Source organism: Nocardia sichangensis (assembly GCF_047200615.1).
Taxonomy (GTDB): domain Bacteria; phylum Actinomycetota; class Actinomycetes; order Mycobacteriales; family Mycobacteriaceae; genus Nocardia; species Nocardia sichangensis.
Genome location: NZ_JBJZOK010000060.1, coordinates 1 through 20,547, shown reverse-complemented (window position 1 = coordinate 20,547; position 20,547 = coordinate 1). Strand labels below are relative to the sequence as shown.

Annotated in this window: 12 protein-coding genes and 4 pseudogenes; 11 read left to right on the top strand and 5 right to left on the bottom strand. The window is 64.8% G+C overall.

All coding sequences use genetic code 11. From position 1 onward, the window contains the following. Nucleotides 1–1,646, bottom strand: a 1,646-nt coding sequence (locus ACL03I_RS38280) for an FxsB family cyclophane-forming radical SAM/SPASM peptide maturase (protein WP_412808513.1), incomplete at its 3' end; no start/stop codon positions are given. Between the two features lie 553 nt (nt 1,647–2,199). Between ACL03I_RS38280 and ACL03I_RS38275 the strand changes: the two genes are divergently transcribed. From ACL03I_RS38275 to ACL03I_RS38265, 3 genes and pseudogenes are all read left to right on the top strand, one after another. Next, nucleotides 2,200–9,894 carry an amino acid adenylation domain-containing protein gene (locus ACL03I_RS38275; RefSeq protein ID WP_412808512.1) on the top strand — a complete coding sequence of 2,565 codons (7,695 nt, stop codon included), beginning with the start codon at nt 2,200–2,202 and terminating at the stop codon, nt 9,892–9,894. Between the two features lie 183 nt (nt 9,895–10,077). Then, nucleotides 10,078–10,515 (top strand): annotated as a pseudogene (locus tag ACL03I_RS38270) (DUF885 family protein); the annotation flags it as partial. A 28-nt stretch (nt 10,516–10,543) separates the two neighbouring features. Beyond that, a complete protein-coding gene (locus ACL03I_RS38265; RefSeq protein WP_412808511.1) occupies nt 10,544–10,960 on the top strand; it encodes a DUF885 family protein in 417 nt (138 codons plus the stop codon). A gap of 587 nt (nt 10,961–11,547) precedes the next feature. Here the strand turns inward: ACL03I_RS38265 and ACL03I_RS38260 are convergent. Continuing rightward, entirely contained in the window at nt 11,548–11,871 is a 324-nt protein-coding gene (locus ACL03I_RS38260; protein ID WP_412808510.1) for a hypothetical protein, read from the bottom strand. Between the two features lie 559 nt (nt 11,872–12,430). Here ACL03I_RS38260 and ACL03I_RS38255 point away from each other — a divergent pair. The 5 genes and pseudogenes from ACL03I_RS38255 (at nt 12,431) to ACL03I_RS38235 (ending at nt 15,856) form a co-directional block, all read left to right on the top strand. Continuing rightward, on the top strand, nt 12,431–12,823 hold the full coding sequence (locus ACL03I_RS38255; protein WP_412808509.1) for a hypothetical protein: 393 nt from the start codon (nt 12,431–12,433) through the stop codon (nt 12,821–12,823). Further along, nucleotides 12,820–13,827 (top strand): site-specific integrase, encoded by a 1,008-nt coding sequence (locus tag ACL03I_RS38250; protein ID WP_355077930.1) that lies wholly within the window; start codon nt 12,820–12,822, stop codon nt 13,825–13,827. The genes ACL03I_RS38255 and ACL03I_RS38250 overlap by 4 nt, the downstream gene beginning before the upstream one ends. A gap of 372 nt (nt 13,828–14,199) precedes the next feature. Continuing rightward, on the top strand, nt 14,200–14,535 hold the full coding sequence (locus tag ACL03I_RS38245; RefSeq protein WP_412808508.1) for a DUF732 domain-containing protein: 336 nt from the start codon (nt 14,200–14,202) through the stop codon (nt 14,533–14,535). Between the two features lie 120 nt (nt 14,536–14,655). Further along, nucleotides 14,656–14,781: pseudogene (locus ACL03I_RS38240) on the top strand (IS481 family transposase); the annotation flags it as partial. Between the two features lie 718 nt (nt 14,782–15,499). Then, nucleotides 15,500–15,856 carry a DUF6283 family protein gene (locus tag ACL03I_RS38235; protein ID WP_412808507.1) on the top strand — a complete coding sequence of 119 codons (357 nt, stop codon included), beginning with the start codon at nt 15,500–15,502 and terminating at the stop codon, nt 15,854–15,856. A 1,257-nt stretch (nt 15,857–17,113) separates the two neighbouring features. Here the strand turns inward: ACL03I_RS38235 and ACL03I_RS38230 are convergent. Continuing rightward, nucleotides 17,114–17,260, bottom strand: a pseudogene (locus ACL03I_RS38230) (IS256 family transposase); the annotation flags it as partial. Nucleotides 17,261–17,360: 100 nt separating this feature from the next. On the opposite strand from ACL03I_RS38230, the gene ACL03I_RS38225 reads away from it, so the two are divergent. Next, a complete protein-coding gene (locus tag ACL03I_RS38225) occupies nt 17,361–18,506 on the top strand; it encodes an IS30 family transposase (protein ID WP_459561400.1) in 1,146 nt (381 codons plus the stop codon). Between the two features lie 8 nt (nt 18,507–18,514). On the opposite strand, the pseudogene ACL03I_RS38220 reads toward ACL03I_RS38225, so the two are convergent. Then, a pseudogene (locus ACL03I_RS38220) lies at nt 18,515–18,709 on the bottom strand (transposase); the annotation flags it as partial. A 627-nt stretch (nt 18,710–19,336) separates the two neighbouring features. Here ACL03I_RS38220 and ACL03I_RS38215 point away from each other — a divergent pair. Then, entirely contained in the window at nt 19,337–19,648 is a 312-nt protein-coding gene (locus tag ACL03I_RS38215; RefSeq protein ID WP_357888896.1) for a DUF2510 domain-containing protein, read from the top strand. Nucleotides 19,649–19,826: 178 nt separating this feature from the next. On the opposite strand, the gene ACL03I_RS38210 is transcribed toward ACL03I_RS38215, so the two are convergent. After that, complete coding sequence (locus ACL03I_RS38210; RefSeq protein ID WP_355081250.1) at nt 19,827–20,456, bottom strand: MarR family winged helix-turn-helix transcriptional regulator; 630 nt, start codon at nt 20,454–20,456, stop codon at nt 19,827–19,829. Between ACL03I_RS38210 and ACL03I_RS38205 the strand changes: the two genes are divergently transcribed. Continuing rightward, nucleotides 20,367–20,547, top strand: a 181-nt coding sequence (locus ACL03I_RS38205; protein ID WP_412808506.1) for a pirin-like C-terminal cupin domain-containing protein, incomplete at its 3' end; no start/stop codon positions are given. The two genes, ACL03I_RS38210 and ACL03I_RS38205, sit on opposite strands and share 90 nt — an antisense overlap.

Here is a 20,547-nt window from a genome sequence, read left to right as displayed (position 1 = left end):
CGGTAGGGGTCGGTGTCCTCCAGCACCACCGAAATCCCCTCCGCCGTCAAACAACGCAACGGCCGCACCAAATCCAAACCCGCCACCGAACCCGCATCGATCCACACCCGATCCCTCGACCCCGCCACCAACGCACCGAACGTCGGCAACGGCGCAACACCACCCCGCACCGGAACCGGCACCCGCACATCACGACCCGCACGCACCGCCGCAGCCGCCGCCACCGCCTCCAAGTGATACACATCCTCCCCCACCAACTCACCCCGACTGATCCCATCCAGCAGACCAACCGCCCACACCCGCGTATACGGATGAGCCAACACCACACCAACAGCCTCCGGAACAGCAGCATCCAAAGACACCAGCAAATCCCACGCATCAGTGAAACGCTTATCCCCCTGCGGCCCGAACCGCCCCACCGCCGCCACCAACTCACGCTGAATCGACGACTGCGCCGCCCCCAACCAACTCACCGCCGCAGCATCCCCGAAACCAGCCCCCAACCGAGCGAACTGCTCATCCGACAAACTGTGCGCCGACGCCGCGGAATCCCGAGCCGCTGTCTGCGCACCACCCCGACCTGCGTCGGCTTCTGTCTTCGCCATGTACTCGATCAACTCCTTGAGATCCGCGCAATACACCGAGGGATTGTCGAAACCGGCGCCCGGCCGGTATCGATCCGGGTAGAAGCCACCGCCACAGACCTGCACCAGCGTGCAGGACCGGCATGTTTCGCCGATGCCGTCGACGCCTTGCTGGCGCACGGTGATTCCCGGAATCGCGGCCGCCTCGTCGAGGCTGTTGCGCCAAACATCCAGGCCGGTGGCCGCCGCGCCGGGATAGGCCGTCTTCAACGAATCGACCTGTTCCAATGTGCCGTCGGTCTCGATGACCAGGAGGTCGACCGGATCCAGCCCGAACGACTCCGCGCCACTGGGCCGTCCGTACATCGCTGCCAGCAGCGAATCGAAGGTGCGTAACGGCACCGGCCGTCCATCGGCGTTCCACGCCTCGAACATCGCGATCAGCCAGTCGGAATACTCACCGCCGCCGCGAGTCGGGTCGTCGGGGTCGCGCGGCGCGCGCAGACCGGGCGGCTGGTGTTCCCAATTGGAATGCGGAAGTAGAAGATCCAGCGCGGGAGGCTCTTGTTCGAGCAAGCCTCGATACACGGCCGCCGGGTCGTTTGCGATGTCCACGGTACACAGCAGGCCGGTGTACAGCTGCCGGTACTGTGGCTTTCGCAGCAACTCCAGACCGGCGAGCACCTTGTCGTAGCTACTGCGCCCGTTGCGGTAGAGACGGTGACGGTCGTTCGCGGCGCGGTCGCCGTCCAGCGAGACACCGACGCGGACATTGTACTCCACGAAGAGATCGAGAAACTCTTCATCCAGCCGTACCCCGTTGGTGTGGATGTAGAGGTCCGGCTCGGCGACCGGGGCGATCGCCGCCGTCAGCGTAGCCAGTGTTTCCCTGGTTCGGGCCGGACCGAGCAACAAGGGCTCGCCACCGTGCAGAACGAGCGAGACACGCCGCAGCGCATGGCCCGCGGCATGCTCGGCGATGCGGAACCCGACCTGGGCGGCAGTCTCCGGAGCGAACTCCATGGGGCGGCCGCGCCAGGACTGGTCGGCGTGCTCGTACATATAACAGTGGTCGCACGCCAGATCGCACCGACTGTGCACTTTTATCACGTACTGCCGGAAAGGAAGCGGTTCATAATTCGGGTGCATGGTTCAGTCGGCCTTTGCTCGCTCCGTCGGACTATCAGACCCTGGAGCTGAAGGAAAGGGTCGTAACCGATGAGTTGCTGAGGTTCTTCATCAGGTCGGACAGGCTCTGGCCCGACAGCTGACCGAGCGGAGTCGTCCTGAGGTCCGATACCGCGGACGCGATTGTCCCCGTCGTTGCGTTCATGATCGTTCTCCAATCCGGCCGCGTCACTCTCGACAACCAGGCCGAATCGAACTGGCCGCGGCGGCCTTCCATGAGGTTATCGAGCTGAAAGCCGCGAACTTCACCAGCGATGGGAATCGTTGCGGTGCACCGTTTCCGCGTGCTAGCCATTGGATGGTCCGTGCAGTCGCAGCGAGCACCCACGTCGGCTCGGTCAGGTCGAAGTTCGTAGGCAGGAATGGATACCACTGTGCCACTGAGAAAGTCACGGGCCGCCCGGCGAGGCATCGAGAGAGCGCGAGCATGAACAACGGCACTGCGTCCGGTACGCGGCTACCGACAACCCAAGCGCAACAAGAGATTTGGCTGACGCACCAGCTGCATCCGTCCTCGCTGATCCATCGGTTCGGTGGCTACTTCCTCATCGACGGACCGATCGATCCCACGCTCATGGACCGCGCATGCCGGCAGGTGATGTGTGAAGCCGAGTCGCTCCGGACCCGATTCGCCCAGCCCGATCACACGCTGTATCAGTACGTCGCGGATCGGCCGGCGAGAACTCTGCAGGTGTTCGACTTCAGCACCGATCCGGATCCGATCGGCCGCGCCGAAGACTGGATGCGATCGGAGCTTTCCGATCCACGGCGGCCGGAAGTTGGTGGCCTCGTGACATTTGCGCTGTTCAAGCTCGCGGCCGATCGCAATGCCTGGTATCAGGGGTACCATCACATCGTCATGGACGGTGTGGGCTATACCCTCATCGCTCAGCGCGTCGCAGACCTCTATTCCGCATATTCGGCCGGCCGGTTGCCGTCCCCGTCACGATTCGAGTCGCTTGCCGCGCTGGTCGATGCCGAGAACATGTATCGGAACTCGGATCGATACCGTGCGGACCGCGACTATTGGCGGGGCCGCCTCGACGGCTCCCCGGAGCCTGCCACACTGGCGGATCGCAATACGCGTAGCCCGGTCTCCTCCGTAATCCGCCACACCGGCTACCTCGATACCGATACCGTCGCCGCACTGCAGCGTTCAGCCGCAGAATTCGGTATTCGACTGTCGACTGTATTCATCGCCGCCGCGGCACTCTACGTGCACAAGCTGACGGGCCGCTGTGAGTTGCTCCTTCAACTTCCCGTATCGGCGCGGGCATCCGGCGTGTTGCGTCGAATGCCCGCCACGGTCGCGAATATGATTCCCCTGCGCATCGAAGTTCATCCCGATGGGCCGATATCGGAACTATTACTCGCCGTCGGCAGAGAAGTATCCGCTGTTGTTCGGCATCATCGGTATCGCGGCGAGAGCATTACCCGAGAGCTGCGGGCCACGACCGGGGTAGAAAACTCTGCCGGACTCCAGCTCAATTTCATGTCATCTTTGGAGAATTTCGACTTCGGTGGCTATCGCGCTGCGGCACACAGTGTTTCGGCGGGACTGGTTCAGGACGCGGCATTCGACATCTACGACCTGCCGAGAACTCCGAGCCGCACACGTATCGACCTTGTCGTCAACGCGGACCGCTACGAGGCCGAGACCGCGGCCGGACATCATCGACGGTTTCTGGGGCTGCTGAATACCCTCGCCGCAACGGATCCGGCCGAGGCAGTGCGACGGTTTTCGGTGCTCACCCCCGACGAGCGTGATCGGATTCTGCGTGTCCGGAGCGGGGCGGCAGCCGCTACGGACGCCGGGAACATCGGCCCGACCATGCCGGAGTTGTTTGCGACCCATGTCCGGAAGATTCCGGGCGCAACGGCATTGATATGCGGCGATCAACACCTCGACTACGCCGAACTCGACACTTGTAGCTCCCGGCTCGCCCGCCGCCTGATCGGCTCCACGACCACGGCCCTCGGTGCCGACTCGATCGTTGCCATCGCCTTGCCCCGAACCCCCGAGCTTGTCATCGCGATGCTCGCCGTGCTCAAAATCGGCGCCGCCTACCTCCCCCTCGACCCCACCCATCCACCGGCTCGGCTGATCCGCATCATCGCCGATGCCCGACCGGAGCTCATTGTCACCGACAGCACCATCACGCTGCCCCCCACCGCGATACCCCGAGTCCGCCTCGACTCCACCGCAGCAGACGCAGACGCAACAGAGCCCGACGGCGGGGTCCGCGTCCACCCCGACAACCTCGCGTATCTGATGTACACCTCCGGGACCACCGGCGCCGCGAAGGGCGTCGCCATCACTCACCGGAACCTCGCGACCCACATTGCCGCCGCCGCGGCACTTCGACCGCCGGGCCCGGGTCGAGTCGTCGCGGCCACCTCCGCCGGATTCGACGTTTCGGTGTTCGAGATCCTGACCACGATCGCCACCGGTGGCACCGTGGACCTGATCGGCAACATCCTCGAACTCACCCGGCGCCCCGGGACCGCCGGGGAACTGGTCAGCACCGTACCCTCCGCGTTTGCCGCAATTCTCGATGCTCCAGCGACTCTCACGCCGCATACCGTCGTGTTCATCGGTGAGCCGCTGACCGGCGCGCTCGTCCGTCGGACCCTTTCCAGGCTCCCCGACGCTCACATCGTCAACGGATACGGCCCCACCGAGACAACCGTCTACGTCACCACCGCCGCACTCACCCCGGCCGACCCCGTGCCCGATCGGATTCCCATCGGCACACCGGTCGCCGGCACCCACGCCTTCCTCCTCGATCCCTGGCTGCAACCTGTTCCTCCGGCCGCGCCCGGTGAACTCTATGTGGCCGGTGGTCAGCTCGCCCGCGGCTATCACAGGCAGCCGGGACCGACCGCGGCCCGATTCGTGGCCAACCCCTTCGCCCCGGGCGAACGCATGTACCGCACCGGCGATCTTGCCCGCTGGCGCCCGGATGGCATGCTCGAATACCTCGGCCGCGTCGACGACCAGATCAAAGTCCGCGGCTTCCGCATCGAGCCCGGCGAAATCGAAGCCACCCTCACCCGCCATCCCGGCATCACCCAGGCCGTCGTCCTCGCCCACACTCACAGCGACGACACCAGCGACACCCGACTCGTCGGCTACCTGGTAACCGACCCGGCGGCCGCCGTGGACATCCGGGAAGTCCGCGAATTCCTCGCGGCACAACTGCCGGACGTCATGGTGCCGACGGCGCTGATACCACTCGGCAACCTCCCGCTCACCGCCAACGGCAAACTCGACCGCGGCGCCCTACCGGCACCGCAGATCCGATCCACGGTCCCATACCGCAAACCCGGTACCGCCCAGGAAAAGACACTGGCCGATCTGTTCAGCGATGTCCTCGGCCTACCCGAGGTGAGCATCGACGACGACTTCTTCCAACTCGGCGGCCACTCCCTCTCCGCAACCCGCCTCTCCTCCCGCATCCGCGCCGCGCTCGGCGTCGAGATTCCCCTCCGCACCATCTTCGACAACCCCACCATCGCCCAACTCACCACCCACCTCGACAACACCACCACCCCACGCACCCCCCTCACACCACAGCGGCGGCCAGCGGTGGTGCCGTTGTCTTCCGCTCAACGACGTCTGTGGTTCCTTCACCGCTCGGAAGGCCCATCGGCCACCTACAACATGCCGATGGCCGTGCGGATGAACGGGCCACTCGACCTCGCCGCGCTCACCTCCGCCGTCGCCGATGTCGTCGCCCGGCACGAGACTCTGCGCACGGTATACGCCGACGCCGACGGAAGACCCCACCAGCACATCCTGGATCCCGACGATCTGCACATTCCCATCGAAGTCCATCGCAGTACCTCCGAGGCCGACACCACGGCCGCGCTGGCCGAACTGGCGAGCCATCGCTTCGAGCTGTCGTCCGATATTCCGTTGCGGGCCTCGATCTTTCGGCACGACGATCACGACCACACCGTCGCCCTGGTACTGCACCACATCGCGGGCGACGGCTGGTCGATGGTTCCGCTGATACAAGATCTGACCAGCGCGTACCGGGCCCGCCGCGAGAGCCGCGAACCTGTGTGGACGCCGCTTCCGGTCCAATATGCCGACTACGCCCTTTGGCATAACCGACTACTCGGCTCCATCGACGACCCCGACAGCCTACTTTCGCGACAACTTCGATACTGGACTGCCGAACTGACAGGGCTCCCGGATCTGCTCCCTCTCCCCACCGACCGACCGCGCCCAGGCGCGGCCGATCACCGGGGCACCACCGCGACGTTCCATATCGGACCCGACATTCGTCTCGCCGTCGAACAACTCGCCCGGGAGGGCAACGCGACTCCGGCCATGGTGTTGCAGGCCGCGCTGGCCCTCCTGCTGAACAAGTACGGCGCGGGCCGCGACATCCCCATCGGTTCATCTATCGCCGGCCGCACCGACGAAGCGCTCAGCGACCTGGTCGGATTCTTCGTCAACACCTGGGTCCTGCGCACCATCATCGCCCCTGACGCGCCGTTCACCGAGCTACTGGCACAGGTCAAGCAGAAGGCGCTCGCGGCATACGCCAACCAGGACGCCCCCTTCGACCAGATCGTCGAACAGCTGAACCCCACCCGCACAGCCGCACACCATCCCCTCTTCCAAATCCTGTTCACTTTCCTCAACGAACCGCCACCCACCCTCACACTGCCGGATCTTCGCGCCACTCCACGGCCCATGACCAGTGGTACCTCCCGTGTCGACATCTCGTTCACGATCACCAATGCCTCGAACCCCACCGACGGCTACCCGATCACCATCGAATACGCCACCGCCCTGTTCGACGACGCCACGATCAAGACCCTGATCGCGCGATACGAGCAGCTCCTCCACGCTGCGGCGAGCAATCCGACCGTCGCCGTCGGCCGCCTCGGCCTGCTCACCGCCGATGAGCTACGCCGACTCCGCCACACCCCCGAAACCCACACCGACCCCACCACCCTGGTCGACCTACTCCACGCCCGAATCCGAGACACCCCCGGCAACATCGCCATCCACACCGGCACCAGCACCCTCACCTACAGCGAACTCGACACCCGGGCCACCAACCTCGCCTACCACCTCACGACCCACAACGCACAGCCCGAAACCATCATCGCCATCGCTATACCCCGCACCCCCGACCTCATCATCGCCATGCTCGCCGTCCTGAAAACCGGCGCCGCATACCTACCCCTCGACCCCACTCACCCACCGGCCCGGCTCGCCGACATCATCACCGACGCCCGACCCACCCTGATCCTCACGGACACCACCACCCCACTACCTCCGACCAGCACACCTCGCCTCCACCTCCACGCCCGGCATCTCCACACGCCCACCCCACCCACAACCCACAATCCACCCCTCCCGCACAACCCCGCCTACCTTATCTACACCTCCGGCACCACCGGAAGACCCAAAGCCGTCACCATCACCCACGCCAACACCACCAACCTCATCGCCGAACTTTCGTCCGCAGTGGGCATTACAGCCGATACCCGGATCGTGGCAAGTACATCCGCGGCGTTCGACGTCTCGATTTTCGAGATATTCGCCGCCCTGTGCTCCGGCGCATCCATAGAACTCGTCGAAAATATTCTCGAGCTGCGGAAGCACCACTCGCGCGGAAGCATCGTCAGCACGGTGCCTACGGCGTTCACCGCGGTGGTCGACGAATTGGACGGCGAAAGCATCACAGAAACAATCATTTTCGCCGGAGAGCCCCTCCGGCGCGGAATCGTCGAACAGAGCCGGGCCGCCCTACCCGGCGTTCGCATCTTCAACGGCTACGGCCCGACGGAGACAACGGTTCTCGCGACAATATTCCGACTCACCGCCGATGACGCGCCCGATCGCCCGATTCCGATCGGGCATCCGCTGGCCAATACCCGGGTTTTCGTACTGGATTCGTGGCTACAGCCGGTACCGACCGGAGTCGCCGGCGAACTCTATGTGGCCGGCGCCCAGCTCGCTCGCGGCTATCACAATCGGCCCGGACCGACCGCGCTACGGTTCGTCGCCGATCCATTCATTCGAGGCGAACGCATGTACCGCACCGGAGACCTCGCCCGCCGGCGCCCCGACGGCGCACTCGAATACCTCGGCCGCACCGATGACCAGATCAAGATCCGCGGCTTCCGCATCGAACCCGGCGACATCGAGAACACACTCGCCCGCCATCCCGATATCACTCACGCCGTAGTACTCGCCCACACCCGCGGTGACAACACCAGCGACACACAGTTGACCGCCTACATCGTCACCGACACCGCAGCCGATCCCGACCTGGACGAGATACGCCGATTCGCGGCATCGCTACTACCCCGTTACATGGTCCCCACGACAATCGTCACACTCGAGAATCTCCCGCTCACCCCCAACGGCAAACTCGACCGCAACGCCCTGCCCGAACCCACTCGCACCCCCACCACCGCATACCGCGCCCCCCGCACCGCCCGCGAACGCCTACTCACCGGCCTCTTCGCCGAAATACTCGACATCCCCGCAGTGGGCATCGATGACGATTTCTTCCATCTCGGCGGCCACTCGCTGCGCGCCACGCGCCTTGCCTCCCTGATCCGCACCACCCTCGGCACCGAAATCCCCCTCCGCACCATCTTCGACAACCCCACCATCGCCCAACTCACCACCCACCTCGACAACACCATCACCCCACGCCCGTCCCTCACCCCACAGGAGCGGCCGGCGCGGCCCCCGCTGTCGGCCAACCAGGAACGCCTTCGGCTCATCCACCGCATCGAAGGCCCCTCGGCGAACTACAACATGCCACTCGCCGCGCGCTTGACCGGCCCCCTCGACACAACCGCGCTCACCGACGCGATACACGACCTCGTGGTGCGCCACGAGATTCTGCGCACCACTATCCGACAGGCCCCCACCGGGCAGCCCTACCAGCACATCCACGACCCCGTCGACTGCCCGATCACCATCACCTCCCATTCGCCGGTGGACGCGACCGACGCAGCACGAATCGTCGACGAACTCGCCCGGCACCCATTCGATCTCGCAACCGATATACCCTTTCGCGCGGCGATACTGCGCACTGGTACGGACGAACACGTGGTGCTGCTGGTTCTTCACCACATCGCCGCCGACGGATGGTCCCTGCATCCGCTCGGCCGTGACCTGGCGCACGCGTACACCGCACGTCGGAGCCACACCGAACCCCGATGGACCCCGCTGCCGGTCCAATACGCCGATTACGCCCAATGGCACAACCAGCTTCTGGGCGACCCCAGCGATCCCGAGAGTGAGTTCTCCCGCCAATCCCGTTATTGGAAGCGAGAACTCGCCGGGCTCCCCACTGATCGCCTACTACCGACCGACCTGCCGCGTCGAGCGAGGCCCAGCCATCCCAGCAGCACGGCAGAGTTCACCATCGACAGCCGAACCCGCGCTGGAATACAGCGAATCGCACGTCTTCACGGGGCCACCGCCCCGATGGTGCTCCAGGCCGCCCTGGTGGTGCTGCTCGGCCAACTCGGCGGAGGTGACGATATCTCGATAGCCTCTCCGATCGCGGGCCGCGTCGACGACGCCCTCACCGACCTCATCGGATTCTTCCACGCTTCGTGGATTCTCCGCGTCTCCGTCGAGGGGCCGGCTTCATTCGCTGAACTACTCGCCGCAGTGAGAGAAAAGGCCCTGGCGGCATACGCCCATCAGGATCTTCCGCTGCAACATCTCGTCGAGCTACTCGATCCGGACGGATCCGGCGCATTCGACCGACTGCTGACCTCCGTGGTACCAGTAACACTGGTATTCCAGAGTCACGTCTTCCCGGCCGTCCGCTTCCCCGATATACAGGTCACCGGCTATCCCGTATCGCTCGGGATTTCGCGGTCGGACCTCATTTTCTCCGTCACCGACAGCCCCGAACCGGCCGACGGGTATCCCGTGACCCTCGAATACGCGACGGACCTCTTCCATCGATCGACGCTCGATACGGTCATCGCCCGATACCTGCGAATACTTTGCACGGTTACCCGCGATCCCGCCGTTACCATCGATGATCTCGATATATCGGGCACCCTCGATTCGATCGTGGGCACAACGCGGTCAGTGCCCGGCCCAGCGGACGGGCGGTAGCGTGCGCCGCATGGCATCAGGCGAGAGTGTCCATCAGATCTGTGACCGGTTCGTCACCGAGTACCCGGCTGCCGATCCGGTGGCGGCCGCGATGTTCGGGCTCACCGGAGATCAGGACTGTCTCACTGATTATTCGCCTGCCGGCCATGATCTTCGCGCGGACATCTATCGCGCCGCGTTGCGCGATGTGCTGCCGCCGAGCCTGCCGACGACGGTGAGCGGGTCGCGAAAGCCGTGTTCTGCGACCGTATCGGACTCGAGATCGAGATACTGGAGGCCGGCCTGCCGGCAGCGGCGCTGAACGTGATCTCCAGCCCGGTACAGGACATTCGGATGGTGTTCGATCTGATGGACACCAGCACCGCCGAGGCATGGTCGCTCATCGCCACACGACTGGCCAAGATTCCCGGCACGCTGCAGGGCCTGAACGCCTCGTTGCTGAGCGCCGCCCAGCGCGGACAGGTATCCGCACAACGGCAGATCACCAAGACCGCCGAGCAGGCGGAAACCTGGGCGGGACTGCGCGATGGGGCAGGGTTCTTTTCCACATTCGTCGCCGCCGCCGATCGTGTGCACGGCGCGCCGGCGCAGCAATTACGGCAAGCCGCACGCGCACGGTGAAGGCTGGGCACTCTATGCCGAGCGCCTCATGCGCGACCTCGGATACCTCAGCGACGACGGCGATCTGTTCGGCATGCTCGCACAACAACTGTTCCGTGCCGCACGGGTGATCGTCGATATCGGGATGCACCTGCAGCTGAAGATCCCCGCGGGTGCCGGCTTCCACCCCGGCAAGCGGTGGACACCGGACCTCGGCGCGGAATTCCTACTGACCCGCACCGTCCTCGACCCAGCCGAGGCCCGCGACGAGATCGACCGCTACCTCGGATGGCCGGGCCAAGCACCCGCCTACAAGCTCGGTGAACGACTCTGGCTCACCGCCCGCGACGAAGCCCGTCAGCGCGCCGGGCACGCGTTCGACCTGAAAGACTTTCACACCCGCGCGCTCGAACTCGGCGGCATGGGCCTGGACACACTCCGCGCCCAACTCGCTCATCAGGACTGACCATATACAACACCCACGACTCACAGTGGTGCCATCCAGTCACCGGCAAATGAACCCCAGAGCGCTTACCGCCCTGGCTGCGGCCACGTGTCGCCATCGACAGCCTTGCTGTTCCCCGGTATCCACCCCGGCTCGATCGCTCTCGGGGATCGAGAACGAACCCACAACGAGCAGACGTTCCCCGGTTCGCCCCTGTTTTCGGTGCCCTGCCGAGGGCTGCAACCTGCGACAGTCAGCCACCCACGACCAGTAGTTTTCGCTGGTACAGCACGTGTGCGTAGTGGTCGACTCCCCCTCCGGACACGTTTTGTCATGCATCCTCTGCAAATTTGCAGAGGATGCGTTCTTTTTAGGGCCTCTGAGGTGGTCTGGACACCGCAGATCCGCAAATTTGCGTAGTTAGTCGGTCAAAAGCGGAGGCGCTGACACGTTCGATCGGTCGGGAATAGGGGTTCTGCCGGTGCTCAGAACGCCCTCTCAACCGGTAGGGCTTGGCCGCCGGGTTGAAGAATCAGCGGCAGCGTTTCCTCATGCGAAGGATCCGCGGCGGGCATGGGGCGGCCGGCTGGTGGGAGCTGATGGATGGTTCAGCGATGAATCTCCCAGGCGTTCGGGTCGGTGAGCCGGAAGTCAGCGCCGCAGTCGATGATCACCGTGGATTCGGGCGACTCTGCGGCGATGGCCGCGGACTGGCCGTGCGGCAGCCCGAGGAAGATCACATCGTGGCCGGCCGGTCCGGCGGCCGTCGTGCGTGCGTGCACCCGGTCGGCCAGCGGCAGCAGATGCGGCTGCAACTCCCCCAGCGCGGTGCCCGCGTTGGAGCCCGCGGTCAGCGCCCGGAGGTGGGAGAGCCTGACCCGAACAGTGTTGTATCGGCAGTATCCCTCCGCCCCGCCGCTTCGGCGGCCCACGGGTGCCGTTGGCGCCTGCGTGGCGGCGTCATTCGCAGCAGCCGACAAAGTCACCCACTGTGGGCATCTTTTCGACTGTTGAGGGATGAAAGGGTGCCCAGTGTGGGTGTATTTCCGAAAATGTGTACAAAGTGGGTAGCTCTTTGATCTTGACGCCCTGAGCGCTCGTCCGGGAGGCTTGTAACGGGCGGAGCGCCGAATAAGTTGAGGTCGAGCAGATTTCGTCTTCGAGACCGGAAGATTCGCGTCATGACACTGGCCGTTGGGCGCTGAGAGCGTGGATCCTGCTCGGTGGAGGTCGTCAGTGCGGTCAGAGGCGGCGAAACTGCCGCCGCCCGGACTGTCGCGAGTGAGGAATCGAAGCGTGAGCACAAGGTCTGGAGAATCGTCATCCCGGCGGGTGCCGGCAGGCTGGGGCGTCCCGGAATCTGCGCCGATGTCTTCGGTGCATGGTTTCCCATCGGGTGTTGCGAGCGCCGACGGAGAAATCCGTGTGCAGTTCAAATCTGCTGGTGGTGTCGTGGAGGCTTCATCATCGATGACCCGGGAGGCTCGTCGGGTGGGGATTCCGTTCGCTTTTCCTGTCGAGTTGCCTGTGCCGCCGATGGGTGAGTTCACTTGTGCGACGACAACGATCGATCCCGCAGGCCGGTTGGGTGACCGGTCGGTGATCAAACGCTTGGGATGGGTTGCTGGGCAACCGGTATCGATCGAGCCCAGCCAGGGACTGCTGCGGATCCGAGTTGTCGCCGAGAGCGAGTCATCGGTCGCGGCGAACGGCTACTTGTTCCTGCCGGTCTCCGCCCGCCGCTCGGTGCGCCTACACACCGGCGAGCGGGTTTTGATGGCCGGCGGCCTGGACTGCGGCGTTCTGGTCGTCTGCCCTCTACGGGCGGTCGGTGCGGCGTTGTGGTCCTACCGCCCGGATCTGTTCGAGGCGGCTGTCGGATGAACCGCGAGGATGTCGATACCGCCCTGCAACTGGTCGCCTCACTCGGGCTGACCCTCGACGACCTGGCATCCGCGCAGCCCGATCGAGCGCGCATGCCCACCATCAGCCAATACATCCAATGGATAGCGATCCGCAAGCCTGAAGGCACGAACCACTACCGCTCGTATTGGCCGATCATCGAAACAGTGTGGGGTCAACGATCTCTCGATTCGCTCACAGCGGTGGAGATCGAGGAGTGCGCGGCCCGGCAAAGGCTGCGTGCTGTCGTGCGGGCGAACAGCACAGGTGGGCGCGGCGCAGAAGCCAATCTCATCGCAGCGATGCGTTTCCTGTACCAGAACGCCCAGGATGACGGTCTGATCGAACCCGACGCGAACCCGGCTGCTCAGGCCCGCAAGGCACCTCAACCTCCTGGACCCGCCTGCGCTCTGAGCGTCGAGCAGATCGAGGATCTCGGCCGCGTGGCCGCGACCACCGGCGATGACACCGAACTCGACGCACTCATCCTGCGACTACACATCGAAACCGCATGCAGCAGAGGTCCAGCGCTCGCGCTGCGTATCGAGGACCTCGAACGCGACGACTGCCTGATCCGACTGCACGAATACCGCGGCGCGATCCGATGGCAGCCCATCTCCCCCACCCTGATGACGCGCCTACTCGGCCACGTCAGACAACGCGGCGGCCGCAAAGCCGCCGACCGGGTCCTGCGCTACCAGAACGGAACACCCGCAGATCTCGCCCGCTACCAATACCTCGTCCGCCGATTTCGCCGCGAACTCCCCTGGGCCGACGACCTACAAATGAACATGAACTGGGTCTGTTACACCACAGAGGTATTCGTCGAAACAAATTTCGGACGTCACACCGCCAGACTGTTCAAACAACGACGCGCACGCGGCCGGAACACCGAAGACCAGAATCGGTTCGACCCTCACCGCCTGGCCACGGTCGCTGCGGTATTGGCCGCCCTCACCGGTGAGCCTCACCCGCTCGCACGCTAGTAGCCACACCTGCTATCCGGTACTTCCGGCATATGGAAGGGCGCTCGAGGGCTCTGGATGGCGGCGTGGCGACCATCGCCCGCCGATGCGGATTCGGCTCAGAGGAACACAGGTCGAAGCGGCGTTGCGATAGTTCCCGAGCACCATCAGTCCAGGACGCTCCGCCCGCGACCGACAGCAGACCGACCAGAACCGGAGAAACAAACCTCGCGCTATCGAGCGCGGCCCCGTCCGCGCACCGGGGCCCTTCCCCGTGCGTCCAGCGCGCCACAGGGGGTGGCCGACTCATCCCTGGGGTGGCTACTTCCGGGAGCGCCGGGACGGAATCATTAGATCTCACAGGCACAACACCTCTCGAACAGGAACCACATCATGGGGATCACCCGCAACCGCTTCCGCACCTTCGCCGTCGCGACCGCCGTCACCGCCGCCGCGCTCGGCGCAACCGTGCTGGGCGGTGCCACCGCCACCGCCGACCCGAGTGCCGAGGGTTCGTTCCTCGAGGAGATCAGCATCAACCACGCCACCCTGCCCGGTAAGAAGGCCGACGAGATGGTCGCCGCCGGGTACGCGACCTGCGATCACCTGCGCGGCGGCACCTCGGTACTCGACGAGATCTCCGCGGTCGAGACCACCTACCACTTCCACCAGGGCGTGCTCTTCGTCAGCGCCGCCACCACCAACCTGTGCCCCGGGTTCGCCGGCTAGGTTGTGATGTCCAGGGAGGTTGTCCGGCCTACTCATTGTGGTGAGTCCGGCTGACAGGTGAAGGCCTCCGATTGTGAAGTGGAACTGTCTGGGAACCGCTTCACGAGCCCGGAGGCCTTCGTGTCCCACGCTAACGCAACACTCACCGCGATCACCCGTCTGCGACTGGCAGGTTGATCGTCGATCGCGGCTGGACCTATCGCGCGGCAGCGAAAATGTTCATGGTCTCCCCTCGCACTTCCTCGTCCGTGGCTGCGGCCCGCCTCCCGGTCGACGTTCCAATGCCGGATCGGCCGGAACCGGACGCCTTCTCACGCACCGAACTACGCGAGTGCGTTGGTTCCACCGCAATACCGTCACCGTCCGTGAACCCACTACTTTTGGGGGAGCAGTCAATTCGGCCTCCGGTGCGGCGATCCGTCTGTTCGCTGAGGCCAGCTCGTCGGCTTCCACGCTCGGAATGCCCTCGCGGATCCCCGCATCGACGAGGACCTGCGCCTTCCATCGGAACGAGGTGGCAGGCGAGATTCCTGGCTCGGCCGCTATATCGGCGACGGGCTCGCCGGATCGCAGCCCATCGCACACCTGTCGGCGCATCACTAGCGGAGAGGATTTCGGCGTCGTGACCTCCTGCAGGTCAGTCTGCCTCAACTCTCGTAACCGCGGCCTCCTGGGCGGGGCCAGATCACCCGGACCGACGAATGGGGTCCCGCCAGCGTTTCTCCCAGCTGGCTCGCCGAGACCGTCCGCCCGTACACCGCCTTCCCGGCCGAGCACATCTTTGATAATATAATCAGATCTGAGGAAAGTATCGTTTAATGGCAAATCATGAAACACCCCTCGACTGTCTACGGTTCGCGGACCTCCCCGCGCACGGCGCCGGATCGGAGGAGTCGCTGGCGGCTGACCGCCGCAGCGCTGAGCAGGACCGGCGAGTCCCTCACCGTGCGCGCCGGCGGCGTCCTTGAGCGCAGCCCGAAGAAGGACGGATGACCCCGACGGCCAACCGCTGCCCGACAGAGCAATTCGCCGCCTGCTCGACCTCTTCGAGCGACCCAGTGCGGAGCATCTGACCAAGCAGCAACAGAAGGTCGCCTGCGCACTGCTCGAGGAAGCAGCAGGATGGGTCGGCTGTCACGGCGACCAACTTCTCGCCCTGCGCCTCGGGCTCGTGGCCGGCGAGATCAGTCCCGACACCTACCGCGCCGCTATCACCTACCAGTCACCGACACCGCTGTTCGACAGCGGCGCCCAAGCAACTGCCCACGGCCGCACACACATCAGCATCCAAACCGCCGCGCACGCCTGGTTGTGCCAGTGAATTCCGGCGTCGTTTATCGGCGAAATCGGACGTCGCGTGTGTCAGTTCAGCCGTGATCGTGACGGCGAATAGTGACGTCACTTCGCGCTCATGATGCGGGCGCTTTGTCTCCTGGCAGATGGTTGTCGGCGGTGTTGGTCGCGCTCTGGCGGACTGCTTTGATGATCGTCAGACCTGAACGAGAGCAGGGCTTCTCTTCCGATCCAGCGGTCCCTGTACGGATCGGTGCTCAGGTTCTCGGGATAGCCGCACCCGGACTCTCCCACTGTCCCCTGGCCACCCCGTCCGCGTCCGGCACGACGGCGCACCAGTCGCCCAGCGACGCATCGGCCAGCATGAGGGAGGAACCGTCATCGGTGACCTCGGAGAGTGTGCCGGCTCCACCGGGGTAGTTCCGGTGGGCCAGTTCTCCATGCAGCAGCGGGCCCACGAAAGCGGTGAAGTCGTCTTCCAGGAGCTCCGCGCGGGGGTTCAGCTCCGGCTCTGTGGCCACGCAGACCAGAGAGCGTGGACGCAGTAGTCGGGCCACCTCGGCTGTGCTCTCCGCCGTCACGCGGAACCATCTGCACCCATGAGCGCCGTGCGCCCAGCGCTCACAGACCAAGGTCAGGCGCTCGGATGCTTCCGCCACCCTCGCCCAAAAATCCCCGTCCGCAACGGCGTCAACAGGGTCGGAGACCTCTACGGGTTCAGGAGCCGCGTCGCGCCACCGGAACGTCACGCCCTCACCATGGAGTGCGGCCAGATCGGCGGCCACCTCTGGTGTCGTGTAGACGTGGACCGCCCCATCCCATCCCGACTCGATCTGAAGCCGTCCCGATGCGGTGAACTGACAGTAAGGCCCACGCCCGGCTGCCATTGCCTCGGCGAGACCGATCGCCTGCGGCGGCCGGACCACCGCACCGTTGCGCAAGCCGCGCTGCCCCGCAGGAAGGGGCTCATTCACCAGCAGCCCGCCAACCTCCAGGAAATCGGCGCCGCTCTTCTCGATCACGGCTCCGAGCACCCGGCGAAACTCCGCCGCATACGAACTCCAGGCAGCCGCGTCCGCCAGCTCCTCGCGCACGCTCTCGCTGCGAGGGCTGATGCTCAGCTCCTTGCTCAATTCTTCAGCCACTCGAGGCCCGCCGTTCTCCGTCCGGCCCGATGCCCAGGCCGAAGGTTCCATCACGTTGGAGCCATTCAACACGTCCTCTTCGTCCGCCCGCACGGGGTCTTCGGGGTCTATCTCGCTAACGGTGTTTGCGGCGATCGCCATCAGTAGGTTTGGGCGTTGGGCCAGCGGTCGGCGAAGGTGATCGCGAAGGCGTTGACCGCAGGCTTCCAGCGCATGGTCCATCGTGCCCGACCGGCGCCGGTCGGGTCGAGTGATCGGGTGACCAGATACAGGCACTTCAGTGCTGCTTAGGTTCAGGGGGTCAACGCAACACCCGTCGTGACGAGGGAGTTGGTGTTGGGGCGTCCTGCGATATCGGTTGAGGTTTAGCGTTCGTTCTGGGCGTGGATCCGGGAGGGCGAGATCATCGACGCCGCGGCCGCGGCGGTTGGTGTGTTGAAGACGGTTGGCTGGCGGTGGTTCCGTGAGGCTGGCGGAGTGATGCCGCCACAATGGTGTGAACATTCGACTCGCCCGGCCCGCTTGTCGTTCGCCGAGCGGGAAGAGATCGCCTGTCGCCGTGCGGCGGGTGAGGGTGTCCGAGCGATTGCCAGGTCGATCGGAAGGTCTGCCTCGACCGTCAGCCGCGAGCTCGCCCGTGGCACTCGCCGACCGAAGACCGGATACCGGGCGACTGTCGCTCAGGCACTCGCCGACAAGCGTGCCCGCCGTCCCAAGATGGCATTGCTTTGCCGCGATTCCCGGCTGGGCGCCTATGTCGAGCGGCAGTTGCTGTTGAAGCACAGTCCCGAGCAGATCAGCCGACGGCTGCTGGTCGATTTTTCCGACGATCCGCGGATGCGGGTGTCTCACGAGACGATCTATCAGTCGCTCTACGTTCGAAGACGAGAAGCGCTCAAACGCGAACCGGCACAGTGCTTGCGAACCGGACGCGCGCTGCGCAAGCCACACCGTAAGCCCGACCAGCGTCGAAGTCGGCATGCCGGTGCGGTCTCGATCAGCCAACGGCCGGCCGAAGCCGAGGACCGGACAGTGCCGGGGCACTGGGAGGGCGATCTCATTACTGGGGCCGGGAACGGCTCCGCCATCGGCACGCTCGTCGAACGAGCGACCGGATTCGTCGTGTTGCTGCATTTACCGATCACCCACAAGGCCCTCGATGTCCAGGAAGCGATAACCGCGACGATGTCCACGTTGCCGCGGACTCTGCGTCGGACGTTGACCTGGGACCAAGGCCAAGAGATGGCCAACCACGTCCAGATCACCGCGGCGACCGGTCTCGACATCTACTTCTGTGACCCGCACTCGCCCTGGCAGCGCGGCTTGAACGAGAACACGAATGGTCTGCTCCGGCAGTATTTTCCGAAGTTCACCGACCTGTCCGGCTACCACCCCGACTACCTCGAGTTCGTCGCTGCCGAACTCAACAACCGGCCCCGCAAGCGTCTCGGCTGGCGTAGCCCTGCTGAAGCACTCGAGCAGCTAGTCTCAGAACCAGACAGCAATCCACCCGGTGTTGCGTTGGCCAGTTGAATCCCCCCGGCTTGCTCGGTCGGGAAGTGGCCTCGGGCTTGGATCGCGCGTCGGTAGCGGGCGTTCAAGGATTCGATGGCGTTGGTGCTGCAGATGACACGTCGGATCTCGATGTCGTAGTCGAGGAACGGGATGAACTCATCCCATGAGTTCTCCCAAAGACGCACTATTGCACCGTATTTCGAGCCCCACCGTTTGCTGAGGGTCACGTCAACGGATCAAGATGATCAAACGCCAGATGTTCGGCCGAGCAGAACCGGATCTACTCCAGAAGCGAATCCTGTGGAGCGACTGAGCAAACCCGATCGCCAGCATCACGAAAATTGTGCCTGATCCAGTATTCAGCCGGACGCGACAAACGCGACAGCCGTTTGTGAGCGGTGAACTCAAGGATGCCCAGGCGGGGATGTCGCCATCGAATGAGATAAGTCCTGCAGAAGAGTGCGATCTGCCCGTCGAACAGGGCTGTGAGGGGTGACGACCCGGTCAAGAGCACGCACTGCCACGACTCGCGTGCTGATACTCCCCGGTGAAGTCCGCCTACGCAGAAGGGCAAGAAGAATGGCGGCGCCACGCTCGCCTCTGTGGAACATGGACTGCCACGGGCCCACCGCAAGGCGGCCCCGCGAACAAGCATGCTCGCCTCGGCCGAACGCAGGCCGACGTAACGCCATCGGCGGCCCGCCGATGGACAATCCACATCCACACCACGAGAAGGTTTCGCCTTGTCCTACCCTCCGATACCTGGCACACCCCCATCAGGGCCGCCACCGAACCAGCACGGTCAGCCGCAGTATCGACCGCCGCAACCCAACCCCAGGGGACAGTGGGTGACGCCGGTGCTCTACATCGGTGGCGCCATCGCTGCGGTGATCATCGCGGACAGCCTGGGGCTCACCATGGAGGGTCTTGTAATTCTTCTGATCCTCGCGACCCCTGTGGTTCTGGTGTTCCTGATCATTCGAGCGCTGATCCGAGTCGGGGACAAGAGGCCCCCGGCTGTCGTCGTAGCCCCGCCGATGTCCGTCGGCCCACCGCCCGGCTGGTACCTGGACGGACAGGGGTTGATGCGGTGGTTCGACGGAGTTCGTTGGACCGACGTGGTTCAGCCTCCACCGCCCCAGGGCGGCTCCGAGCAATAGTCCGTTGACGCGCCTACCTGTCGTAAGGGGAAGCATAAGTAGCTGCCGACGGTTTCGTGGCTGAGGCCGAACTCTTGTGCATGGGGCTTGGTAGCCACAGATGTCGAGTGTGCGGCACGGCTGATTCCCATCTGGGGTGCGGCGATGCCCATTCCCTTGCCGAACATGTGTGCCTGGGCTACACGCTCAACGGCATCGCCGTGCGCGGGCCGCCCACAGAGTGAATGTTCCCCAACCTGGATCTGCTCGAGGGTGCCGCGGGCCTGCAGCTATTGCGTTCGGGTGAGGTTGTCCAGGATCGCGGTGGAGATTTCGGCGAGCTGGTCGAGCTGGGCGGGGTGAGGACGTCGATTACCAGCTGGCGGACGTGGGCGCTGTGGCTGGGTGCGGCTTGTTCCAGGGTGGCGTGGCCGTGTTTGGTCATGACCACGGCCACCGCGCGGGAGCCGACGCTGCGGCGCTCGACGAGCCCGCAGCCCGACATCCGGGTGAGCTGGTGGTGCACGCGGCTCTTCTCCCAGCCGAGCAGCTCGACCAATTCGAAGGCGCGCAGTTGGTGCTCGGGGCGCCGGAGAGTCACCATCGCCGGGCGCACGATCCGCACCGGACAGACCGCCTGGTCCGACGCCGCCACAGGCGCCGGGCCGTCCACCATCGACCCGCAGACCACCGAACACACGATCACCCGGTCCAGATCCTGACCTTCAGCGGCCCGCCGATGCGCCAGCCTGTCGTCTTCGGCGGCCCGTTCGTAATGAACACCAAGGTCGAGATCGCCAAGGCCTTCGCCGACTACCACACTCGCCATCGGGTCAGTTCGCGTCCGAATAGAGTCGGCGACCGCGTGTCACTCGTAGCCGTAAGTGGCGGTAAATCTGATATCCCCGCCCTCCAACAGA